Raw genomic sequence first — 20,574 nt, forward strand, 5'->3', positions numbered from 1 at the left:
AATCATCAGATGACTTCCCTAATGGCGACGCAGACCGGTGTCAATCGTCAAAACTGTGCCGGCAAGCCGCCGGCAAAACAGCGCCGCCTCGGTGCTCAAGCCGGCGGGGCAAAAGCGGCCATATGAAAGGCCTGGACCTCGGCGGGATAGCGATAGGCCAGCCCGTGCGGACAGGCATTGCGGTCGAGGCAACCGCCGGTCATGCAGCGCTCGCCCTGCGCGCCGCGCACATGCGCGAGGCAGGCGGCATAGTCGAAACCGGCTGGCGAATAGGCATTCGCCGGACAGGCCTTCAGGCAAGGTTTTCCGATACATAAGTCACAAAGGTGAATCAACTTCTCAGCCTGCCGGATCGGAATTTCATGGTCGAACAGCAGGGCCCCGCGATAGGCGTGCCAGAGCCCGTATTCAGGATGCATGAGGATGCCGAGCGGCGACGGCTTCAACCCTTCGGCCCGCATCGCCCATTGCTGGAACGGCAGGAACGGCCGGTCATTGGGCGAAACCGCGCGTGCGCCGAACCGCCCGGCAACGTCGCCGATGACCTCGCGCGACCAGCTATCGAGCGGATTTTCACGAATCTCGGGCCGTGCCTGCCGCCAGCGCAGGAAATGCGGCCAGGGTTCCGCGCCCGCCTGCCCGACAAGAAGCACCGCACGCGCCGGCCTGCCCTCCGGGCCGGGCGGTGCATCTTCCCCGACACTGAAATTGAAGCCGCCGCGCAGCAACAGCCCATGCGCGGCAAGTGCGTCCGCGATCAGCCCGTCATAGGTCACGGCGTCAGCGGGTTGCGGCTATCGGCGAGGATGCGGCCGCCGATCAGGATGAAGCACGCGCCAGCCATCCTTTCGATCCAGTGCCGGGCACGGCCGAAGCTGCGCATGACCGGCGCCGACGACATGAACAGGCTGACGATGGAATACCAGATCAGCGAGCTTGCCATGACCAGCGCGATCATCGTCGCCATCAGCCAGCCGGGCGTCGCCGCCGTCACCGAGGTGGCGAACACGGAGGCGAACAGCACGATGGCCTTGGGGTTGGTCAGCGTCACGCCGAGGCCGAACAGCAGCGGGTTGCCGCCCCTCGCCTGCCCGTCAAGCTCGACGGTTTCCGGTTTGGCGAACAGCAGCTTGATTCCGAGATAGACGAGATAGGCACCGCCGGCGACGCGGATCAGCCATGCCAGCCATTCGAAACGCACCAGAACCGCCGAAAGCCCGGCAAGGCCCAGCGTGGCGTAGAAGCCGAGCCCGATCGACACGCCGACGGCGGTGAGCAGGCCGGCCCTTGCACCGCGCGTCATCGAAGAGCGCACCACGCCGATGAAATCCGGCCCCGGCAGGATGAGGGCCGGGATGAAGATGGCGAAGACACTGACTAGGACAACGGTCGGCTGCATGCTGAAACCCTCCGGATCGCCATGCGTTCAACACGGCACAAAGGCGATCCACCACTTTGATCGGACATCGAACCGGACACCGGTTTCTCCACATCCCGATGCTCGGAAACCCCGAGAAGAAATCACCGGGCGCGCGCGCCTGCAAGCAGGAATTTCAGCCCTGCCCGGCGCGCCTTCGGCCCCATGCTATTTCCGTTCCGGATCGGAGAAAGCGCTCCGCCAGACTTCCTTGTGGATGATGTTGGCCACTTTAGCCCGGCCTGTCTCGGGCTCCTTTCAAGTGAAGGCGTCCGGCATCGACTCCTTCTTGCGGGCCATGAAGTCCTTCAGGCCGTCGTCGATGCCCGGATCGAGGAACGGCGCCTCGTAGCTTTCCAGCCAGTGCCGTGCGAGCTGGTTGGCGCGCTGCGGCGCGGTCTTCTCGCCTTCCGCCAGCCACTGCTCGTAGGAATTGTTGTCGGCGATGGACGAACGGTAGAACGCGGTCTGGAAATTGGCCTGCGTGTGGTCACAGCCGAGATAATGGCTGCCCGGCCCCACCTGGCGGATCGCGTCCATGGCCTGCCCGTTCTCGGACAGGTCGACGCCCTCGCAGAACTTCTGCTGCATGCCGAGCTGGTCGATATCCATCATGAACTTCTCGTAGCAGGAGGCCAGGCCGCCCTCCAGCCAGCCGGCCGCGTGCAGCACGAAGTTGGTGCCGGCCAGAACCGTGGAATTGAGCGTATTGGCGCTTTCATAGGCCGCCTGCGCGTCCGGAACCTTGGAGGCGCACAGCGAGCCGCCGGTGCGGAACGGCAGGCCGAGCCGCCGCGCGAGTTGCGCCGCGCCATAGGAAACCAGCGACGGTTCGGGCGTACCGAAGGTCGGCGCACCCGACTGCATGGATATGGACGAGGCGAAGGTGCCGAACAGCACCGGCGCGCCGGGCCGCACGAGCTGGGTAAAGGAAGCGCCGGCCAGAACTTCGGCGAGCACTTGAGTCAGCGTACCGGCAACCGTCACCGGGCTCATCGCTCCGGCAAGGATGAAGGGCGTGACGATGCAGGCCTGGTTGTGGCGGGCATAGACCTTGGCCGCGCCCAGCATGGTCTCGTCGAACACCATCGGCGAATTGGCGTTGATGAGGCTGGTGAGCACCGTGTTGTTCTCGACGAAATCGTCGCCGAACACGATCTTGGCCATGGCCACCGTGTCCTCAGCCCGTTCCGGCGCGGTGACGGAACCCATGAACGGCTTGTCCGAGTAGCGGATATGGGAATAGACCATGTCCAGATGGCGCTTGTTGACCGGCACGTCCACCGGCTCGCACACCGTGCCGCCCGAATGGTGGATCGACGGCGCCATATAGGCGAGCTTCACGAAATTGCGGAAATCCTCGATCGTCGCATAGCGGCGGTTGCCGTCGAGGTCGCGCACGAAGGGCGGGCCGTAGACCGGCGCGAACACGGTGGCCTTGCCGCCGATCTGCACCGAGCGCTCGGGGTTGCGCGCATGCTGGACATAGGTGGACGGCGCGCTCTTGAGCAGCGACCGGCACAGGCCCTTGGGGAAGTGCACGCGCTCGCCGCGCACGTCGGCGCCGGCTTGCTTCCACATCTCCAGCGCCTCGGCATCGTCGCGGAAGATGATGCCGGTTTCCTCGAGCACCGTGTCGGCATTTTTCTCGATCAGCGCCAGACCTTCCTCGTCCAGCACCTCGTAGACGCCCATCTTGCGGGTGATGTAGGTGAGCTGGGTGCCCGGCCCTCCGCCTGAACGCGCCGCCCGGCGGGCGGCCGCGCCGCCGCCGGCACCGCGGCCGGCGCCACGCCCGGCGCCACGCCCCCGACGCCCGCCTGCCGCTTCCTGATCGACTGCCGCACTATCGCTCATGGTTCTGTTCCTTGAAAGCTGCGCCGGCCGCGCAGGCCGCCGCTCCTTGCCGGATCGTAGTCATGGCCCGTGCGCGAAACGGCCACACAGCGCCAAGGACTGTCGCAAAATCGACACAAGCCCGGGCCATTTCCCGGTCGCTTTCCCATTGTCGGAAGTCGCAAATCAGCCATGGCGGAAACCACGCCGGCTGTAGGTATTGGGAAGCGATCATTGCCCGTGACAAAGGCGGCAACTGGGGCGCGGCAACCTGGAGTAGGACTATGGCCGACGACGACGAGATCATCCTTTCCGAACTGTCCGACGACGAACTCGTCCAGCAGATGCATGACGACCTTTATGACGGACTCAAGGAGGAGATCGAGGAAGGAACCCAAATCCTCCTGGATCGCGGCTGGATGCCCTACAAGGTGCTGACCGAGGCGCTGGTGGAAGGCATGCGCATCGTCGGCGAGGATTTCCGCGACGGCATCCTGTTCGTGCCGGAAGTGCTGCTCTCCGCCAATGCCATGAAGGCCGGCATGGCCATCCTGCGCCCGCTTCTGGCCGCCACCGGCGCGCCCAAGCAGGGCAAGCTGGTGATCGGCACGGTCAAGGGCGACATCCACGACATCGGCAAGAACCTCGTCGGCATGATGATGGAAGGCGCCGGCTTCGACGTCATCGATCTCGGCATCAACAATCCGGTCGAGAAATACCTTGAGGCGATCGAGGAGCATCAGCCCGATATCGTCGGCATGTCGGCCCTGCTCACCACCACCATGCCCTACATGAAGGTGGTCATCGACACGATGAAGGAAAAGGGCATCCGCGACGACTACGTGGTCCTGGTCGGCGGCGCGCCGCTGAACGAGGAGTTCGGCAAGGCCGTGGGCGCCGACGCCTATTGCCGCGATGCCGCCGTGGCGGTGGAGACGGCCAAGGACTTCATGAACCGCAAGCACAATCTGCGCGCTTCGGCCTGACGCATATACGGAAAAGGCCGCTCCTTGCGGCGCGGCCTTGCCGTTCCCAGATAGGGAAAAGGTCAGTTGACGGTGTCCTCGACCGCATTGGCGGTCGACTGGACGTCCCGTCCCACTCCGCGAACGGTATTGGCGCAGGCGGCCAATGCAAGGGCGCAGATGAGGACGGCAACAGGCGCAAGACGTGACATGAATGGTGTCTCCCTCGTTCGGTAGTTTCGCCTGAATCCAACGAAAAGCGGTCGTACTGGTTCCATGGCAACCGCGCAAAAACAGGAAAGAATGCCTGGGGCCCGCCCCGAGCGGGTGCTCGTCATCGCCTGTGGCATGATCGCGCGCGAGGTGCTGGCCGTTAAGGAGCAGCTCGGCCTCGGCCACCTCGATCTCACCTGTTTGCCGGCGGAATACCACTTCTACCCCGACCGCATCGCGCCGGCCATGGACGAGGCCATCGAACAGGCCAGGTCCGAGGGCTACCGGCACATCTTCGTCGGCTATGCCGATTGCGGCACCGGCGGCCTGCTTGACCGCATCTGCGAGAAACATGGCGTGGAGCGCATGGCGGGGCCGCACTGCTTTGCCTTCTATCAGGGGCTGGAGGCCTACGCGAAGGTCGGGGACCTGGACATGATGTCGTTCTACATGACCGACTTCCTGTGCCGGCAGTTCGAGGCGTTCTTCATCAAGCCGCTGGGCCTCGACCGCCACCCGGAATTGGTTGCCGACTATTTCGGCAACTACGAGAAGCTGATCTATCTGGCCCAGACAGACGATCCGGCGCTCGACAAGGTGGCCGAGAACGCCGCCAGAATGCTCGGCCTTGCCTATGAGCGGCGCTCCACCGGCTATGGCGATCTTGTCCCCGGCCTCGCGCAGGCTACTTCTTCGGTAGCGGATGGGCGCACCGGACAGGACGAACCATGAAACTTGCCATTCTGACGCTCGCTTCGGCGCTCGCCACCACCCCGGCCCTTGCCGATGGCGAGGTGCAAAGGCTCATTACCGCCGCCGACAAGGCCCGGCTCGAAAATTATGAAACCACGCGCGAGGCGGCGCTGAAGGAGGCCCGCGGCGGTAACCCCACCGATGTCGCCGTGCTGGACGAACTCCTTGCCCGTCCGACCGTGAGTTTCTCTGACAAGGAACTGACCGGCGACTGGCAGTGCCGCACCATCAAGGCGGGCGGCCTCGGCGCACTGGTCGTCTATGGCTGGTTCCGCTGCCGGGTGACCGACGACGGCTCCGGCTGGATGCTGGACAAGACCAGCGGCTCGCAGCGCACACGCGGCCGCCTCTACGACGATGGCGAAAAGCGCGCCATCTATCTCGGCTCGCTTCGCTATAACGACGATCCTGCCGTGGACTATGCCGCCGATCCCGAGATGGATCAGGTCGGCTATGCGTTCCGCACCGGCGCCGACCAGTGGCGGATCGAATTCCCCCGGCCCCAGCGGGAATCCCTGCTCGACATCCTCGAACTGCGGCGCTGAGCTTCTGAGCCCGCCGTTCGTACCGGGCATGACCACGGTGCGTTCGGGGCCACATCGTGCAGTTCGGCAAGCCGTTTTCCTTTTTGCGGCATCACGCTCAGCGATGTCGCATTCAGCGTCGTTTTTGAATGGTCGCGCGTCGTCCCATGAGAAGCGGGATCATGCCGGTTGCGGCAATGCTCGGAGCCAGAGCATGTCTCCCCGATGCAGGGCCAAGGACATGTGCCGAAACACAAGAGTGCTGCCCATGGCTGATCTGGTCGTCCTCTACTGGCGCGATATCCCCGCCCAGGTCATCGTTCGCAAGGGGCGCCAGAACGCCAAGCGCGAGCTGTCGCTGCGCTTCACCGAAGCGATCGACATGGCCGCGATGCGGTCCGGGGCGGCGGAGAGCGGCGACTATCTCGCCGAATGGCGCAAGGCCGACCCTGTCCCGGTCGGCGACGACCTGGATGCGGAGGCCGACAAGGCGGCGGCGGAACTCGAGGCGCAATATGACCGGGAGCGGCTGGTCGCTCTTGCCAAGGCCGGCGGCAGGGAAAATGTCTGATACCCCGATCCAGCCCGCCTCGACCACGGCGACCGGTCCCGCCACCGATGCCCCGCCTGTGATTCCGCCGACGGCGACAGGCACGACGACACAGGCGACCATGGTGAAGAAAACCGCGCCGAAGAGCGACTACAAGCCGGCCGACGTGTCGCCGCAACGGCGCGTGCAGCGTTCCTATTCGGTGCGGCTGTGGTCGATCCGCCATTCGCGCCTGCTGGAGTGGGTCTATGCCCGCTTCGCCGATACCTTCCTGACCCTGCATCCGCTGTGGAAGGCGATCGGCTATGGCCGCGTCGAGGCGCCGGTCAAGTTCGTCGAGAAGCGGGTGAAGGGCTTCATGTTCGATTGCCGCATGTGCGGCCAGTGCATCCTCTCCTCGACCGGCATGTCGTGTCCGATGAACTGCCCCAAGCAGTTGCGGAACGGGCCCTGCGGCGGCGTGCGCGCCAACGGCAATTGCGAAGTCGAGCCGGACATGCCCTGCGTCTGGGTCAAGGCGTGGGAAGGCTCGCGCAACATGGTCAAGGGCGACGCCATCCTCAACGTGCAGAACCCGGTCGACCAGTCGCTGCGCGAAACCTCGGCCTGGCTGCGCGTCACCGCCCAGGCGGCCGCCGCCCGCGAGCAGGCCCGCTCCGCATCGCCTCCCGGAGCCACGGCATGAGCGATCCCTCCCGCCATCCCGACGAAAACCCGGCCGGCGCCCACCTGCCGCTGGAGCCACAGACCGGCCATTCCTCGCGCGGCAGGCTGGAGCGAGTGCTGCGGCGCGGCGAATTCGCGGTGACGACCGAACTCAATCCGCCCGACAGTGCCGATCCGGAGGACGTCTACAACCGGGCAAAGATCTTCGACGGCTGGGTCGACGGCATCAACGCCGTGGATGCCTCCGGCGCCAATTGCCACATGTCGTCGGTCGGCATCTGCGCCCTGCTGACCCGCATGGGCTATGCGCCGATCATGCAGATCGCCTGCCGCGACAAGAACCGCATCGCCATCCAGGGCGACGTGCTGGGTGCGGCCGCCATGGGCGTGGCCAACATCCTGTGCCTCACCGGCGACGGTGTGCAGGCCGGTGACCAGCCGGGAGCCAAGCCGGTCTTCGACCTCGATTCCATGTCGCTGCTGGAAACGATCCGCGTCATGCGCGACAACGGCAAGTTCCTGTCCGGCCGCAAGCTGACCACGCCGCCGCAGGTCTTCCTCGGCGCCGCCGTCAACCCCTTCGCCCCGCCCTTCGACTTCCGCCCGATACATCTGGGCAAGAAGATCGCCGCCGGCGCGCAATTCGTACAGAGCCAGTATTGCTTCGACGTGCCGATGTTCAGGGAGTTCATGCAGCGCGCCCGCGACCTCGGCCTGACCGAGAAGGTGTTCATCCTGTGCGGCGTCGGCCCCCTCGCCTCGGCCAAGACGGCCAAGTGGATCCGCTCCAACGTGCCCGGCATTCACATTCCCGACTCCGTCATCAAGCGGCTGGAAGGCGCGCAGGACCAGAAGGCGGAAGGCAAGCGCCTGTGCATCGACATCATCAACGAGGTGAAGGAAATCCCCGGCGTTTCCGGCGTGCACGTCATGGCCTACCGGCAGGAGGAATATGTCGCCGAGATCGTCGATGAATCGGGCGTGCTGAAGGGCCGCCGGCCCTGGAAGCGCGAGGCCCGCGCCGACGATGCGCTTGTCGCGGAGCGGCTGGAACATATTCTCGGCGAAGACGTGACCGAAAAGCAGGTGGACATGGTCAAGAGCGCGCACTGAAACCGGCGGCTTGCGCGCCCGCCGTTACGAGGCTCAACAAGACACTCTCAATGGAGATATTTGCATGACCCGCACGATCGTCGCCTCGGCGACCAGGGAAATCGTCATCGGCTTCGACCAGCCCTTCTGCGTCATCGGCGAACGCATCAACCCGACCGGGCGCAAGAAGCTCGCCGCCGAGATGATCGAGGGCAATTTCGAGACCGTGAAGAAGGATGCGCTGGAGCAGGCAGCCGCCGGCGCCACGATGCTCGACGTCAATGCCGGCGTCACCGCCGTCGATCCGAACGCCACGGAACCCGCCCTTCTGGTGCAGACGCTGGAGATCGTGCAGAACCTCGTCGACCTGCCGCTGTCCATCGATTCCTCCGTGACGGCGGCCATCGAGGCCGCGCTGAAGGTCGCCAAGGGCCGGCCACTGGTCAACTCCGTAACCGGCGAGGAGGAGAAGCTGGAAGCCATCCTGCCGCTGGTGAAGAAATACAACGTGCCGGTGGTCGCCATTTCCAACGACGAGACCGGCATTTCCATGGACCCCGACGTGCGTTTCGCCGTGGCGAAGAAGATCGTCGAGCGCTGCGCCGACCACGGCATCCCCGCCCATGACGTGGTGGTCGATCCGCTGGTGATGCCGATCGGCGCGCTGGGCGATGCCGGCCGTCAGGTGTTCGCCCTGCTGCGCCGTCTGCGCGAGGAACTGAAGGTCAACACCACCTGCGGTCTTTCCAACATCTCCTTCGGCCTGCCGCACCGCCACGGCATCAACGCCGCCTTCATCCCCATGGTCATCGGCGCCGGCATGACCTCGGCCATCATGAACCCTTGCCGCCCGCAGGAAATGGAGGCCGTGCGCGGCGCCAACGTGCTGGCCGGGACGGACAAGGATTGCATGACCTGGATCAAGACCTACAAGGACTACAAGCCGGGTGTCCACGTCGCTCCCGCGCCTGTGGCGGTCAACGCGCCGTCGGCCGATGGCGCGGCATCGGCCGGCAATGGCGGACGCCGGCGCGGTGGGCGCGACGCGCGCCGGGCCGCGGGCTAGGAAATAATTTAATGCTCGTCCGGGCTCTCGCGGAACCGGTCCGCAAGAAGTCCGGATGAGAAGCAATTCAGGTAGCAGGCAGGCAGGAATTGAACGCACCGCTCAACAAGACCGACCCACTCGTGCTGTTCATGCCGTCCGGCAAGCGCGGGCGTTTTCCTGTGGGAACCCCAGTCCTCGATGCCGCGCGCCAGCTCGGCGTCTATGTGGAAAGCGTGTGCGGCGGTCGCGCCACCTGCGGCCGCTGCCAGATCGAGGTGCAGGAAGGCAATTTCGCCAAGCACCAGATCGTCTCGACCCTCGACCACATATCGCCCAAGGGGCCCAAGGAAGAACGCTACGAGCGCGTGCGCGGCCTGCCCGAAGGAAGGCGCCTCTCCTGCTCGGCCACGATCCAGGGCGATCTGGTGGTGGACGTGCCGCAGGACACGGTCATCAACGCGCAGGTTGTGCGCAAGGCCGCCGTCGACCGGCACATCGACCGCAACCCCGCGGTCCAGCTCTGCTATGTCGAGGTGGAAGAGCCCGACATGCACAAGCCGCTGGGCGATCTCGACCGGATGAAGCTGGTGCTGGAGAAGGACTGGGGCTGGAAGGACCCGCTGATCGCCGCCCATATCGTGCCGCAGGTGCAGGGCATATTGCGCAAGGAGAACTGGGGCGTCACCGTCGCCATCCACCGCGACATGGACATTTCGCGTCCCTTCATCATCGCCATGTGGCCGGGGTTGAAGAACGAGGCCTACGGCATCGCCTGCGACATCGGCTCGACCACCATCGCCATGCATCTGGTGTCGCTGCTTTCGGGCCGCATCGTCGCCTCCTCCGGCGCGCCCAATCCGCAGATCCGCTTCGGCGAAGACCTCATGAGCCGCGTCTCCTATGTGATGATGAATCCGGACGGGCGCGAGGCCATGACCAAGGCCGTGCGCGAAGCCGTCAACAGCCTGATCGGCAAGGTGTGCGAGGAAGGCGGCGTTGACCGCCACGACATTCTCGACGCCGTGTTCGTGGCCAACCCGATCATGCACCACCTGTTCCTCGGCATCGACCCGACCGAGCTCGGCCAGGCGCCCTTCGCGCTCGCTGTTTCAGGTGCCATGCACTACTGGGCGCATGAACTCGACATCGACATCAACCGTGGCGCGCGCCTTTACACCCTGCCCTGCATCGCCGGCCATGTCGGGGCCGACGCGGCGGGCGCGGCCCTGTCGGAAGGCCCCTATCGCCAGGACAAGATGATGCTGCTGGTCGATGTCGGCACCAATGCCGAGATCATCCTCGGCAACCGCGAGCGCGTCGTCGCCGCCTCCTCGCCCACCGGCCCGGCCTTCGAGGGCGCGGAGATTTCATCCGGCCAGCGCGCCGCCCCCGGCGCCATCGAGCGGGTGCGCATCGATCCCGATACGCTGGAACCGAAATTCCGCGTCATCGGCGTCGACAAATGGTCCGACGAGGCAGGCTTCGAGGAAGCCGCCGGCGCGGTCGGCGTCACCGGCATCTGCGGCTCGGCCATCATCGAGGTGGTGGCGGAAATGTATCTGTCCGGCATCATTTCCGAGGACGGCGTGATCGACGGCGACATGGCCGCGCGCTCGCCGCGCATCTTCCAGAACGGCCGCACCTTCTCCTATCTGCTGCGCGACGGCGAGCCCCGCATCGCCGTCACACAGAACGATGTGCGCGCCATCCAGCTCGCCAAGGCCGCGCTCTATGCCGGCGTCAAGCTGCTGATGGAAAAGCAGGGCATCGATCATGTCGACCTGATCCGCTTCGCCGGCGCATTCGGCTCCTTCATCGATCCGAAATACGCCATGGTGCTCGGCCTGATCCCCGATTGCGACCTTGCCGACGTCAAGGCGGTGGGCAACGCTTCGGGCACCGGGGCGCTGATGGCGCTGCTCAACCGCGACCACCGGCGCGAGATCGAGGACGAGGTAAAGAAGATCGAGAAGATCGAGACCGCGCTGGAGCCGCATTTCCAGCAGCTCTTCATCAACGCCATGGCGCTGCCCAACAAGGTCGATCCATTCCCGAAGCTTTCCGAAGCGGTGAAGCTGCCGCCGAGGAAGACACCGAGCGAGGGTGACGGCGACATGTCCGCAGGCGCCGCGCCGCGCCGCCGCTCGCGCGAGGAACGCGCCGCCCGCCGCAGAGGTTAGAGCTTACCGGTCTGGCGCAGCACCTCGAAGGTTGCCCTGATATGGTCGGCAACCGCCTTGACCGGCGCACTGGCCTCCGGCGCCACCACCATGGCCAGTGAATAATTGCCGATGTCCGGCAACCCGTCGGCAGGCCCGAGCTCGACCATGTCTTCGCCCAGGAAAGACTTGGGCAGCGGCGCCACCGCAAGATCGGCCATGATCGCGGCCCGCTGGCCGGCCGTGTGCGCACTCATATAGGCGACGCGGTAATCGCGCCCTTCCCTGCCGAGCGCCTCGAGCGCACCGGCCCGCCACACACAGCCCTCTTCCCAGATCGACACCGGCAGCGGCTCGCGCATATGGGCGCAGCCGCCCTTGGCGCCGGCCCACACGATCGGTTCGGTGAGCAACACTTCAGCGCTGTCGGCGCTCGCCTTGCAGGAATTCGTCAGCAGGGTCAGGTCGAGCGCCCGGTCGTCCATGCGCCGGCGCAGGTTGACGCTCTGGTCGATGGTCACATCGACGGCGATGGCCGGGTGCGACTGGGCGAAACGCTTCAGCACATGCGGCAACACCCGCTCACCGTAGTCGTCCGGCGAACCCAGCCGCACCACCCCGACGATGTCGGGGATGATGAACTTGGACACCGCCTCGCGATTGATCGCCAGCATGCGCCTTGCATAGCCGAGCAGCATCTCGCCATCGGTGGTCAGCTTCACCGAGCGCGCATCGCGCGAGAACACCGAACGGCCCAGCACGTCTTCCAGCTTCTTGATCTGCATGGAAACGGCGGAGGGCGTCCGATAGACCGAACCTGCAGCGGTGGTGAAGCTTCCCGTCTCGGCTATGGCCACGAAGGTGCGCAGCACATCAAGATCGAGCAGCGGCAGGGGATGATTGAGGGGAGCGTTCATCGATCCAACCTTCAGTATTTCTGAACACAAAGATCATTCCATTTCGTTTGATTGAACATCAAACACACCTCATAGTCAACTCCATCAAGACAGGGCCGGCGGTTCGCCACCTCCCGCAGACGGGCCGCCAAACGCGAAGAAAGGAGACAGACATGCTCGCACTGCCCTTCATCACCCGCACCGTGCACAATTTCACCACGGCGCGCGCCCGCCACAAGACAGAGCGCCTGTTGCGGGCCCTGCCATTGGAAATCCAGAAGGACATCGGTTGGCCGGAAGCCGCCGATTCAAGGATCACCACGATGGAGGTTGCTTCCGCCAACAGCCTCGGCATCTTGGCCAGGCACGGCTGAATGGCTGCCGCCAAATGCTTGGAACGCCATTATTGCCGCACTTGCGGCCTCCGCCGGCTCGCCAGCAGGGACGAGCCGGCGAAATATCTTGTTACCGACATCCTACCCGATTGACAGGAAATAATTTTCCTGATGACGCTATGCTGTAAGCGACGTTCCACACGCGCCTTGGCACCGGGAGGGTACCTTGAACGCCGTAAAGCAGCCGATCAAAAGATCCTTCGTCTTCTTTCTCGTGCCCGACTTCACGATGATCGCCTTTGCGACGGCGCTGGACCCGCTGCGTTCGGCCAACCGCATGCTCGGCTACGAAGCCTATAGCTGGCGCCTCGCCAGCCTCGACGGCAAGCCGGTGCGCGCCTCCAACGGGGTGGAATGCGCGGTCGACACCTCGCTGGAGGAAGAGCGCAAGAAGATGTCCGGGCCGGACCGGCCCTCCATGGCCATCGTCTGCAGCGGCCTAGACGTCGAGAAATATTACAACAAGTCGGTCTTTGCCTGGCTGCGCGAGGAATACAATCGCGGCGTGGCCATCGGCGGCCTGTGCACCGGCGCCCACATACTGGCGGCCGCCGGCCTGCTGTCGAACAAGCGCTGCGCCATCCATTGGGAGAACCTGCCGGGCTTCTCCGAAGCCTTTCCCAAGGTGAACGTGTTCGCCGACCTGTTCGAGGTCGACCAGAACGTCTACACCTGCGCCGGCGGCACCGCCGCGCTGGACATGATGCTCAAGCTGATCGGCGAGGATTTCGACGAGAACGTCGTCAACCGGGTCTGCGAGCAGGTGCTGACCGACCGCGTGCGCAGCCCCACGGATCGCCAGCGCCTGCCGCTGCGCGCCCGTCTCGGCGTACAGAACTCCAAGGTGCTGACCATCATCGAACTGATGGAAGCCAACCTCTCCGAGCCGCTGTCGCTGATCGAGATCGCCGATCATGTCGACCTTTCGCGCCGGCAGATCGAGCGTCTGTTCCGTTCCGAGATGGGCCGTTCCCCGGCACGGTACTATCTGGAGATCAGGCTCGACCGCGCCCGCCATCTGCTGATCCAGTCGTCCATGCCCGTGGTGGAGGTGGCCGTCGCCTGCGGGTTCGTCTCGGCCTCACATTTCTCCAAATGCTACCGGGAGCTTTATGCACGCTCGCCACAGCAGGAGCGCGTCGACCGCAAGCAATTGGTCGCGGCCTGAAGCTGCGGCTTCCCGGCTGGAGCCTATTGCGCGTCCATCATCCAGTAGCGGTTGCGCCACATCTTCTCACCGGCAAGGCAATCGCTGTCCGACATCGCCTGCGCCAGGATCACCGGCGGGTCGGACAGTTCGGCATGCTCGGTCAGGGGCGGCGTTGCCGCCAGTTCCAGCACCAGCTTGCGCCGCACCGCCTCGGGGAACTGGGTCCAGTCGTTGACCGGGATCATGAAGGCGCCCGGCCCGCCGATCACGCAATTGGAATAGTAGCGGTCGAGATTGGCGATGTCGTAGCCGGAATCGAAACCGCCATTGGTCATCAGCGGCAGGCCGTTGATGGTGATGCCCTGCTTGACCAGCCGGTCGCGGATCTCCGTTACCGGCCCGCCCTGGTTGTTGGGGCCGTCGCCGGAAATATCGATGACCCGCTTCACCCCTTCGAAACCGCTTTCGGCGAACAGGTCGCCCCCGAATTCCAGCGCCGCCGATATGGAGGTGCGCCGCGCGCTGTTGGGCGGATGCACGGAAAGCTGCGCCGCCACCCGCTCCGCATCCTGCCTGTTGGCGATCACCGTCCAGGGCACGACGACATGCTGGGTGGTGACGCCCGCCCACTCCATGTAGGAGACGGCGATGCGGCCATGCGCACCATCGGCGATGGCCTGAAGGACACTGTCATGGGTAAGAGCGGCGGCATAGCCGCGCCGCTGGATTTCCAGCTCCGCCGGCGACATCGACAGCGATACGTCGACGGCCAGCACCAGCTCGATATCGACCGGTTCCGCCTGGGCCGCTCCCGCGCCATAAAAGGCCGCGACCGCCAGCGCCGCGCCGGCTGCCAAGGCATGTCGTGCATTGTTCCACAAGGCAGACATGGCCTGAAACTACGCCAGATTGCATCCGGGTAAAAGCAAGGCCCTTGCCGGCGCCCGGTATCTCCCATCACATTTTTGCGAGTGGGATGAACTGCGGCGTCAGCCCACCCCTTGCTCGATCAGCTTCGCGGCTTGAGGTTTTCCGGGTCGTAGAGCGGCTTGTAGCCGACCGCGGCGACCTTGACCGGATAGGTTTCGCCGAAATATTCGACCGCCAGCTTGCGGCCTTCCTGGCAGTAGCTCCACGGCAGGTAGGCGAGCGCGATGTTCTTCGCCAGAGTGGGGCCATAGGCCACCGAGGTGGTGAAGGAGCGGCGGCCGAGTTCGTCGACAAGCGTCTCTCCGCTCGCCGGGTCGATCACCGGCATATTGCCGACCGGATAGCGCGCGACACCCCTGGCATCGACATTGTCGCTCATCACCAGCGTGCACAGCATCGCCGGCTGATGGTCGCGCGCCTTGTATTCAAGATGTTTCGCCTTGCCGCAGAAATCCGCTTCCTTGACTTTCGGGCGGGCAAGATCGGCCTCCAGCAGGTTGTATTCGGTCAGCAGGTCGGCATTCTGCAGGCGCAGGCTCTTCTCCATGCGCCGCGTGTTGGCATAGGTTTCGACGCCCACGGCGATGACGCCGGTCGAGCGCAGCGCATCCCATACGGCCAGCCCGTCCTCATAAGCCATGTGGAGTTCCCAGCCCTGCTCGCCGACATAGGAGATGCGGAAGGCGGTCACGTCCTTGCCGGCGATGCGGATCGGCTTGATGGCGGCGAAGGGGAAATTCTCCTGCGAGAGCCCATCCGGATCCTCGACCACCTTTTGCAGGGTCACGCGGGCATTCGGCCCCCAGATGCCCAGCGTGATGTATGTCTCGGTCACGTCGGTGACGGTGACGTCGAAACCCTTATCCTGCGCCACCCGCTTGATGTAGTTGAAGTCGCGCGGCCCGGCGTCGGCGCCATTGACGACACGGCAGCGATCAGCCATGCGGAACACCGTCAGATCGGCGCGCACCATTCCTTCCTCATCGAGGAAGTGGGTGTAGATGCCCTTGCCGATATTGCCGTCGCCGCCGATCTTGGCCGCGCACAGCCATTCCATCAGCGCCACGTGATCGGGGCCTTCGACATCGTACATGGCGAAGTGCGAGAGGTTGATGATGCCGCAATCCTCGCTCAACGCCAGATGCTCGGCATTGGAGACGCGCCAGAAATGGCGGTTGTCCCATTCGTTGGCGCGCACCGGAACGCGCTCGCCATATTTCTCCAGCAGGTGCTCGTTGGCGGCATAGCCATGGGCGCGCTCCCAGCCGCCCAACTCCATGAAATAGCCGCCCAGTTCCTTCTCCCGCTCATAGAAGGGCGAGCGGCGGATATTGCGGCCACCGGAGAACGGCTCGCGCGGATGAACGGCCGGATTGTAGACCTTCATCGCCGTTTCGGTGCAACGCGCGGCGATGAAATCCTCTTCAAGCTGGAAGGGCTGGAATCGGCTGTAATCGATGCGGTTATGGTCGATGGGCGTGCGGCCGTCCGTCATCCAGTCGGCGATCAGCTTGCCCATGCCGGGGCCGTCCTTGACCCAGATGCCGACGGCATACCACAGCCCCCTCACCTTCTGGCTCTCGCCCGTGGATGGGCCGCCATCGGTAGTGACCTGAAGCAGGCCGTTGAAGGAATGGCTTTCGTTGTAGCCCAGTTCGCCGAGGATCGGCGTCAGTTCCATGGCCCGCTCCAGCGGCGCCAGGATCTGGTCCATGTCGAGGTCGCGCTGCGAGGGCGAAAGCCGCGCCTCCTCCTTCTCGAGCAGATCGCGCGGATGAACGAGGCGCGGGTTGGTCTCCTCGTAGTAGCCCCACTCGATCTGGCCGCCCTCTGCGGTCTTCGGGTCGCCCGTGTCGCGCATATAGGCCGAGTTGCCCTGGTCGCGCAGCAGCGGCCAGCCGATCTCCTTGCCGGTGCCGGCGAACTCGTTGTAGGGGCCGAAGAAGGTCAGCGGATGATCGATCGGCATGACGGGCAGGTCCTCACCTGCCATCTCGGCGATCAGCCTGCCCCACAGGCCGGCGCAGACCACCACATGGTCGGCCATGATCGTGCCGCGGTCGGTCACCACGCCCTTTATGCGCCCGCCCTCGATGACCAGCGAACGCGCCGAGGTGTTGGCGAAGGCCTGCAACTTGCCGGCAGCGACGCCCTGGTCGACCAGCTTGCCGGCGACCGTCTGCGAACGCGGGATGACAAGGCCGGCATCGGGGTCCCAGAGGCCGCCCTGAACCATATCCTCTTCGATGAGCGGAAATTTTTCCTTGATTTCGGCCGGCTCGATGAGGCGGGCGCGGGTGCCGAAGGCCTTGCCCGAAGCCACCTTGCGCCTGATCTCGTCCATGCGGGCGTCGTCGCCGACACGGGCGACCTCAAGGCCGCCGACACGCGCATAGTGGCCCATCTTGTCGAAAAATTCGATGGAATAGAGGGTCGTCCAGCAGGACAGGAAGTCGTGGCTGGTCGTGTAGCAGAAGTCGGACGCATGCGCGGTCGAGCCGATGTCGGTCGGGATGCCGGACTTGTCGATGCCGACGATATCGTCCCATCCGCGCTCGATCAGGTGATGGGCGACAGACGCACCCACGATACCGCCAAGACCGATGATGACGACCTTCGCCTTTTCCGGAAAACCTGCCATTGCCCGCGACTCCACAAAGTGCTGTTGCGACGGGACTATAGGGCGAGACAGGGACCGGCCGCAGCCTGTTTGCGACACGCCCCGCATACAGCGCGACGACGCCCTCGCCCGTTGCGGCCGGCCGGGCGGCCTGCCGAGAGGCAACAACGCCCGGACCGCAAAAGGGCCGGGACGGGCCCGGCCTTGTCATTTCTCAGCAGGTGTGTCGCGATAGGCCGCTTCGGCCTATTTGACGCGGGCGACGCCGCCCGAAATTTCGACCGTTTCGGAGCCGGTCAGCGCTTCGAGATCGCCATTCGGCAGGGTGACGAAGCAACCGCTGGCGCAGAATTCGACCGTTTCGCCGGCGCCAAGCGTGAGCTCACGCTTGCTGCTGCCTTCGGTCACAACCAGCGTGCGCGGTTCCGAGTCCTTGTTGACGGCGCTGGCGGCCAGCGCGCTGCCGGCCATGGAAAGAAGGACCGGCACGGCGATCAGCGATTTCCACATTGCGTTTCCGGTGTCACCACCGCCCCTGTTTGCCATTTGCAAGGCATTCCCGCCAGTGCAGGCAGCTTATAGGAGAACGAAGCTGAACCGCAACTGAATGCCTCATTCATGTCGCAATCGGGTGTACCGGGGTGCTTCAGCTCACGCAGGATCGGGCTTGCGCGGCCGCCGGCGCCCTTTTTGCGCCTTCTCTTCCTCGGCCTTCAGCCGCTCGCGCTCGGCGAATTCCGCCTCCGTCTTGTCGTCGTCATGCGGCCAGGGGTCCAGCTTCGGCGGCTTGTATTCGGCCCGTGGCGTGGACGGGATTTCAATCCCCTCACGATCGAAGGTGTCGAGGATCGCGAAGCGGATGTCGTTCTGCACGCTGCCGCTGGCGGTGATGTCGGCCAGGAAGAACCGTATCTCGAATTCGAGTGCAGCCGGGCCGAAATTGGTGAGTTGCACGAAGGGTTCAGGGTTCTTCAGGATGGCGGGATTCCCACGCGCGATTTCGAGCAGGATTTCCTGCACGCGCCTGGCATCGCTGCCATAAGCCACGCCGACCTTGATCTCGACGCGCCCGAGCTTGTTGCGATGGGTCCAGTTGCCGACCGCGCTGTTGATCAGCTCGGAATTCGGCATGATGACCGATTGCCGCTGGAAGGTTTCGATCTCGGTGGCCCGCACGCTGATCTTCTTGACGGTGCCGCTGACGGCGCCGGCCACGATCCAGTCGCCCACCTTGAACGGCCGCTCGGCCAGCAAGATCAGGCCGGAGACGAAGTTCGACACCACGTTCTGCAAGCCGAAGCCGATGCCGAGCGACAGGGCGCCGGCGACCAGTGCGAGGCTGGAAAGGTCGATGCCGGCGGCGGAGATGCCGACCAGCGCAGCGATCGCTATGCCCGCATAGCCGACGGCAAGGCGGATCGAATTGCGCACGCCGGCATCGACCTTGCCGCGCGCCATGACCGAGCCGTCGAGCCAGCCCTGGAACCAGCGGGTGAGGAAAAACCCGATGGCGAAGACGAGCACGCCGCTGAGGATGCCGACGAGGGATATGGTGACCGAGCCGATGCTGAAGCCCGTCGCCAGCTTCTGCGCCCAGGCCTGGATATCGCCGGGCTGGAAGCCCCACATGAACAGGGTCAAGGGCAGGAAAAGAAGCAGGATCAATATGTTGAGAAGAACACTTAGACCGAGCCCGATCTGATCCACAGTGGTCTCGTCGACATAGCCCTTGCTCATCATCCAGCGGCCCAGCCAGGAGCCGCCGAGCCCGCCCTCCTCGCCGATGGCGCTGGCGCACAGGAAACCGATATAGGCGGTCACCAGAATTGTGCCGGTCATCACCACCTGCAGCGACACGAAGATGGAAAAGCCGATATAGCCGAGCAAGGCCGCCGCGATTGTCACCCCTCCGATCGCGAACAGGGAATAGCGCAGCCACGCCGGCCACGGCTTCCAGCCTCCGTCTTCCGCCCGAAACGGCTTGACCAGCCCGATCAGGACGAGGATGACGCCGACGACAAGGGCGGCAAGGAAGCTGCGCGCGATGGTCAGCGACAGCGGCGACGACATCTGGTCGGCCACTTGCGACAGGAAGTTGTTCAAGGCGACCGCAATCGCCATGGCCGTGCCGAGGCGCACCAGCCAGCGGGCGGCCCGCGATTCCACCGGCACCAGCCGCCAATGCGGCAATTTCGGCGCGAGCGCGGCATTGGCGAGCCGGTTCACCAGGAAGATGCCCACCACCATCTGTATCGCCGCCCGCAGATAGAGGCCGATGTCGCCGCGCAGCACCTGATAGGAATTGAAGAAGAAATAGGTGGCGGCCAGGAACACGGCGAGTGCGGTGGTGGGCAGCAAGGTGGACCAGAACGCCACCGACAGGCGGGTGAGATAAGGCGGCTCCTCGACCGCCGGATCGGCTCTGTAGAGACCGCCCACGAGGCGCCGGCCACCGACCAGAAGCACCACGGCCGCGATGAAGGCCATGAAGGTGGCCGCGACCATGGCGTTGAACTTGTACTTGATGGCGAAGGATACCCAGGAGGCGATCGCGCTGTTGAACCTGGAGAATTCGGCGCCGGTATCCGAAAGCGTCTTGCCGCTCAGCGTCTCGTTGAGCGTGTAGCGCCGGGTCAGCATGTTCCGGAACAGGTCCCTGCGGATGACCGCGATCTGCTCGATCAGCCTGTTGGAACGCAGCGACAGGTTCTGGGCGGTGGCGATGACGCCGTTGATCTCGGTCTTCTCGGCGGACAGCGCCTGCCGCTCCTGCGTTACCGTTTCCGCTTCCGGCGGCTGACCGTCCGCCGGCGGCGCTCCCAACTGCTCCAGACGCGCATTGATCTCGGCCAGCCGCGGCTTGAAGGCCAAGGCACTCTGCAGCGCATCGGCCGAGGCCGTTTCGAGCTGGAGCCGGATGCGCACCAGATAGGCATCGTCGTCGCCATGCGCGGCGATGTCCTTCTCCAGCCCGTCGAGCGTGGTCGTCAGCGCATTGAGCGTTCCTTGCTGATCCGCGACCAGTTGGGCCGAGGCTGCCGCCGCCATGTCCTGCGCGACGGCAGAATTGGGAACCGCACACAGCACGAGAAACAGCGCCAGAAGAGAGCGGGCAATCTGCAAGAGCATGTCCGGTCCGGATCCCGTTGGTGTGTCAGCAGCGCCTGCCTTGCAGCCGGCGCAGTCGGGCCATTGATAAAGACCAGCGGCACGACCGGCAAGTTGCCAGCCTGCCGGGCCCCTTGGCCGGCCGCAGCCCTATTTGTAAAAAGCAGCGCAGGAATGGCGGCATTTTCATCTTTGCGATAAAAGCGGCCCAATCATTCGAACAGGCCGGCCGCCCCTCGCGGCGCAGCCGAC

At 64.7% G+C, this 20,574-nt stretch carries 19 protein-coding genes; 10 read left to right on the forward strand and 9 right to left on the reverse strand.

Translation table 11 applies throughout. The features are described 5' to 3' along the window. Positions 1-95: 95 nt before the first annotated feature. The 3 genes from ACVCNR_RS02865 to ACVCNR_RS02875 all read right to left on the reverse strand — a co-directional run bounded on the left by ACVCNR_RS02865 (position 96) and on the right by ACVCNR_RS02875 (position 3,274). A complete protein-coding gene (locus ACVCNR_RS02865; protein ID WP_447073773.1) occupies positions 96-776 on the reverse strand; it encodes a hypothetical protein in 681 nt (226 codons plus the stop codon). Next, entirely contained in the window at positions 773-1,399 is a 627-nt protein-coding gene (locus ACVCNR_RS02870) for a LysE family translocator (protein WP_447073775.1), read from the reverse strand. Before ACVCNR_RS02870 ends, ACVCNR_RS02865 begins: the two co-directional genes overlap by 4 nt. 276 nt (positions 1,400-1,675) lie before the next feature. Next, positions 1,676-3,274, reverse strand: a complete 1,599-nt coding sequence (locus ACVCNR_RS02875) for a trimethylamine methyltransferase family protein (protein ID WP_447073776.1) — start codon at positions 3,272-3,274, stop codon at positions 1,676-1,678. Positions 3,275-3,537: 263 nt separating this feature from the next. Between ACVCNR_RS02875 and ACVCNR_RS02880 the strand changes: the two genes are divergently transcribed. Continuing rightward, positions 3,538-4,239: a cobalamin B12-binding domain-containing protein gene (locus tag ACVCNR_RS02880; RefSeq protein ID WP_354192162.1), complete on the forward strand. Its 702-nt coding sequence runs from the start codon at positions 3,538-3,540 to the stop codon at positions 4,237-4,239. Positions 4,240-4,301: 62 nt separating this feature from the next. Here the strand turns inward: ACVCNR_RS02880 and ACVCNR_RS02885 are convergent, their stop codons facing one another. After that, a complete protein-coding gene (locus tag ACVCNR_RS02885; RefSeq protein WP_354192161.1) occupies positions 4,302-4,430 on the reverse strand; it encodes an EncA/B family entericidin in 129 nt (42 codons plus the stop codon). Between the two features lie 91 nt (positions 4,431-4,521). Between ACVCNR_RS02885 and ACVCNR_RS02890 the strand changes: the two genes are divergently transcribed. The 7 genes from ACVCNR_RS02890 (at position 4,522) to ACVCNR_RS02920 (ending at position 11,244) form a co-directional block, all read left to right on the forward strand. Continuing rightward, complete coding sequence (locus ACVCNR_RS02890; RefSeq protein WP_354192160.1) at positions 4,522-5,163, forward strand: DUF1638 domain-containing protein; 642 nt, start codon at positions 4,522-4,524, stop codon at positions 5,161-5,163. Continuing rightward, positions 5,160-5,729 carry a DUF4893 domain-containing protein gene (locus ACVCNR_RS02895; protein ID WP_354192159.1) on the forward strand — a complete coding sequence of 190 codons (570 nt, stop codon included), beginning with the start codon at positions 5,160-5,162 and terminating at the stop codon, positions 5,727-5,729. Before ACVCNR_RS02890 ends, ACVCNR_RS02895 begins: the two co-directional genes overlap by 4 nt. A 247-nt stretch (positions 5,730-5,976) precedes the next feature. After that, complete coding sequence (locus ACVCNR_RS02900; RefSeq protein WP_354192157.1) at positions 5,977-6,279, forward strand: virulence factor; 303 nt, start codon at positions 5,977-5,979, stop codon at positions 6,277-6,279. Between the two features lie 100 nt (positions 6,280-6,379). Further along, positions 6,380-6,943 carry a methylenetetrahydrofolate reductase C-terminal domain-containing protein gene (locus ACVCNR_RS02905; protein ID WP_447075625.1) on the forward strand — a complete coding sequence of 188 codons (564 nt, stop codon included), beginning with the start codon at positions 6,380-6,382 and terminating at the stop codon, positions 6,941-6,943. After that, the gene (locus ACVCNR_RS02910) at positions 6,940-8,037 is read left to right on the forward strand and encodes a methylenetetrahydrofolate reductase (RefSeq protein ID WP_354192156.1); all 1,098 of its coding nucleotides are present in this window, start codon (positions 6,940-6,942) and stop codon (positions 8,035-8,037) included. Before ACVCNR_RS02905 ends, ACVCNR_RS02910 begins: the two co-directional genes overlap by 4 nt. A 64-nt stretch (positions 8,038-8,101) precedes the next feature. Then, positions 8,102-9,082 carry a methyltetrahydrofolate cobalamin methyltransferase gene (locus tag ACVCNR_RS02915; RefSeq protein WP_354192155.1) on the forward strand — a complete coding sequence of 327 codons (981 nt, stop codon included), beginning with the start codon at positions 8,102-8,104 and terminating at the stop codon, positions 9,080-9,082. A gap of 131 nt (positions 9,083-9,213) precedes the next feature. Then, positions 9,214-11,244: an ASKHA domain-containing protein gene (locus tag ACVCNR_RS02920; RefSeq protein WP_447075626.1), complete on the forward strand. Its 2,031-nt coding sequence runs from the start codon at positions 9,214-9,216 to the stop codon at positions 11,242-11,244. On the opposite strand, the gene ACVCNR_RS02925 is transcribed toward ACVCNR_RS02920, so the two are convergent. After that, positions 11,241-12,140: a LysR substrate-binding domain-containing protein gene (locus ACVCNR_RS02925; RefSeq protein WP_354192153.1), complete on the reverse strand. Its 900-nt coding sequence runs from the start codon at positions 12,138-12,140 to the stop codon at positions 11,241-11,243. The genes ACVCNR_RS02920 and ACVCNR_RS02925 overlap by 4 nt on opposite strands. A gap of 152 nt (positions 12,141-12,292) precedes the next feature. On the opposite strand from ACVCNR_RS02925, the gene ACVCNR_RS02930 reads away from it, so the two are divergent. Then, complete coding sequence (locus ACVCNR_RS02930) at positions 12,293-12,493, forward strand: hypothetical protein (RefSeq protein WP_354192152.1); 201 nt, start codon at positions 12,293-12,295, stop codon at positions 12,491-12,493. Between the two features lie 250 nt (positions 12,494-12,743). Next, complete coding sequence (locus tag ACVCNR_RS02935; protein WP_354192447.1) at positions 12,744-13,682, forward strand: GlxA family transcriptional regulator; 939 nt, start codon at positions 12,744-12,746, stop codon at positions 13,680-13,682. A 23-nt stretch (positions 13,683-13,705) separates the two neighbouring features. Here ACVCNR_RS02935 and ACVCNR_RS02940 read toward each other — a convergent pair whose 3' ends face one another. The 4 genes from ACVCNR_RS02940 to ACVCNR_RS02955 all read right to left on the reverse strand — a co-directional run bounded on the left by ACVCNR_RS02940 (position 13,706) and on the right by ACVCNR_RS02955 (position 20,343). After that, positions 13,706-14,554 (reverse strand): DUF1194 domain-containing protein, encoded by an 849-nt coding sequence (locus tag ACVCNR_RS02940; protein ID WP_447073778.1) that lies wholly within the window; start codon positions 14,552-14,554, stop codon positions 13,706-13,708. A gap of 119 nt (positions 14,555-14,673) precedes the next feature. After that, positions 14,674-17,235, reverse strand: a complete 2,562-nt coding sequence (locus tag ACVCNR_RS02945) for a GcvT family protein (protein ID WP_447073780.1) — start codon at positions 17,233-17,235, stop codon at positions 14,674-14,676. Between the two features lie 225 nt (positions 17,236-17,460). Next, positions 17,461-17,724, reverse strand: coding sequence for a hypothetical protein (locus ACVCNR_RS02950; protein ID WP_354192149.1), 264 nt, complete (start codon positions 17,722-17,724; stop codon positions 17,461-17,463). A gap of 141 nt (positions 17,725-17,865) precedes the next feature. After that, positions 17,866-20,343: a mechanosensitive ion channel family protein gene (locus ACVCNR_RS02955; protein WP_354192148.1), complete on the reverse strand. Its 2,478-nt coding sequence runs from the start codon at positions 20,341-20,343 to the stop codon at positions 17,866-17,868. Between the last annotated feature and the right edge of the window lie 231 nt (positions 20,344-20,574).

The sequence above is a fragment of the Aquamicrobium terrae genome (genome assembly GCF_052978165.1).

Excerpts from the sequence above, each read along its gene's own strand:
- ACVCNR_RS02870 (WP_447073775.1), bottom strand. The coding sequence starts at position 1,399 with ATGCAGCCGACCGTTGTCCTAGTCAGTGTCTTCGCCATCTTCATCCCG.
- ACVCNR_RS02875 (WP_447073776.1), bottom strand. The coding sequence starts at position 3,274 with ATGAGCGATAGTGCGGCAGTCGATCAGGAAGCGGCAGGCGGGCGTCGG.
- ACVCNR_RS02880 (WP_354192162.1), top strand. The coding sequence starts at position 3,538 with ATGGCCGACGACGACGAGATCATCCTTTCCGAACTGTCCGACGACGAA.
- ACVCNR_RS02885 (WP_354192161.1), bottom strand. The coding sequence starts at position 4,430 with ATGTCACGTCTTGCGCCTGTTGCCGTCCTCATCTGCGCCCTTGCATTG.
- ACVCNR_RS02890 (WP_354192160.1), top strand. The coding sequence starts at position 4,522 with ATGCCTGGGGCCCGCCCCGAGCGGGTGCTCGTCATCGCCTGTGGCATG.
- ACVCNR_RS02895 (WP_354192159.1), top strand. The coding sequence starts at position 5,160 with ATGAAACTTGCCATTCTGACGCTCGCTTCGGCGCTCGCCACCACCCCG.
- ACVCNR_RS02900 (WP_354192157.1), top strand. The coding sequence starts at position 5,977 with ATGGCTGATCTGGTCGTCCTCTACTGGCGCGATATCCCCGCCCAGGTC.
- ACVCNR_RS02905 (WP_447075625.1), top strand. The coding sequence starts at position 6,380 with ATGGTGAAGAAAACCGCGCCGAAGAGCGACTACAAGCCGGCCGACGTG.
- ACVCNR_RS02910 (WP_354192156.1), top strand. The coding sequence starts at position 6,940 with ATGAGCGATCCCTCCCGCCATCCCGACGAAAACCCGGCCGGCGCCCAC.
- ACVCNR_RS02915 (WP_354192155.1), top strand. The coding sequence starts at position 8,102 with ATGACCCGCACGATCGTCGCCTCGGCGACCAGGGAAATCGTCATCGGC.
- ACVCNR_RS02920 (WP_447075626.1), top strand. The coding sequence starts at position 9,214 with ATGCCGTCCGGCAAGCGCGGGCGTTTTCCTGTGGGAACCCCAGTCCTC.
- ACVCNR_RS02925 (WP_354192153.1), bottom strand. The coding sequence starts at position 12,140 with ATGAACGCTCCCCTCAATCATCCCCTGCCGCTGCTCGATCTTGATGTG.
- ACVCNR_RS02930 (WP_354192152.1), top strand. The coding sequence starts at position 12,293 with ATGCTCGCACTGCCCTTCATCACCCGCACCGTGCACAATTTCACCACG.
- ACVCNR_RS02935 (WP_354192447.1), top strand. The coding sequence starts at position 12,744 with ATGATCGCCTTTGCGACGGCGCTGGACCCGCTGCGTTCGGCCAACCGC.
- ACVCNR_RS02940 (WP_447073778.1), bottom strand. The coding sequence starts at position 14,554 with ATGTCTGCCTTGTGGAACAATGCACGACATGCCTTGGCAGCCGGCGCG.
- ACVCNR_RS02945 (WP_447073780.1), bottom strand. The coding sequence starts at position 17,235 with ATGGCAGGTTTTCCGGAAAAGGCGAAGGTCGTCATCATCGGTCTTGGC.
- ACVCNR_RS02950 (WP_354192149.1), bottom strand. The coding sequence starts at position 17,724 with ATGTGGAAATCGCTGATCGCCGTGCCGGTCCTTCTTTCCATGGCCGGC.
- ACVCNR_RS02955 (WP_354192148.1), bottom strand. The coding sequence starts at position 20,343 with ATGCTCTTGCAGATTGCCCGCTCTCTTCTGGCGCTGTTTCTCGTGCTG.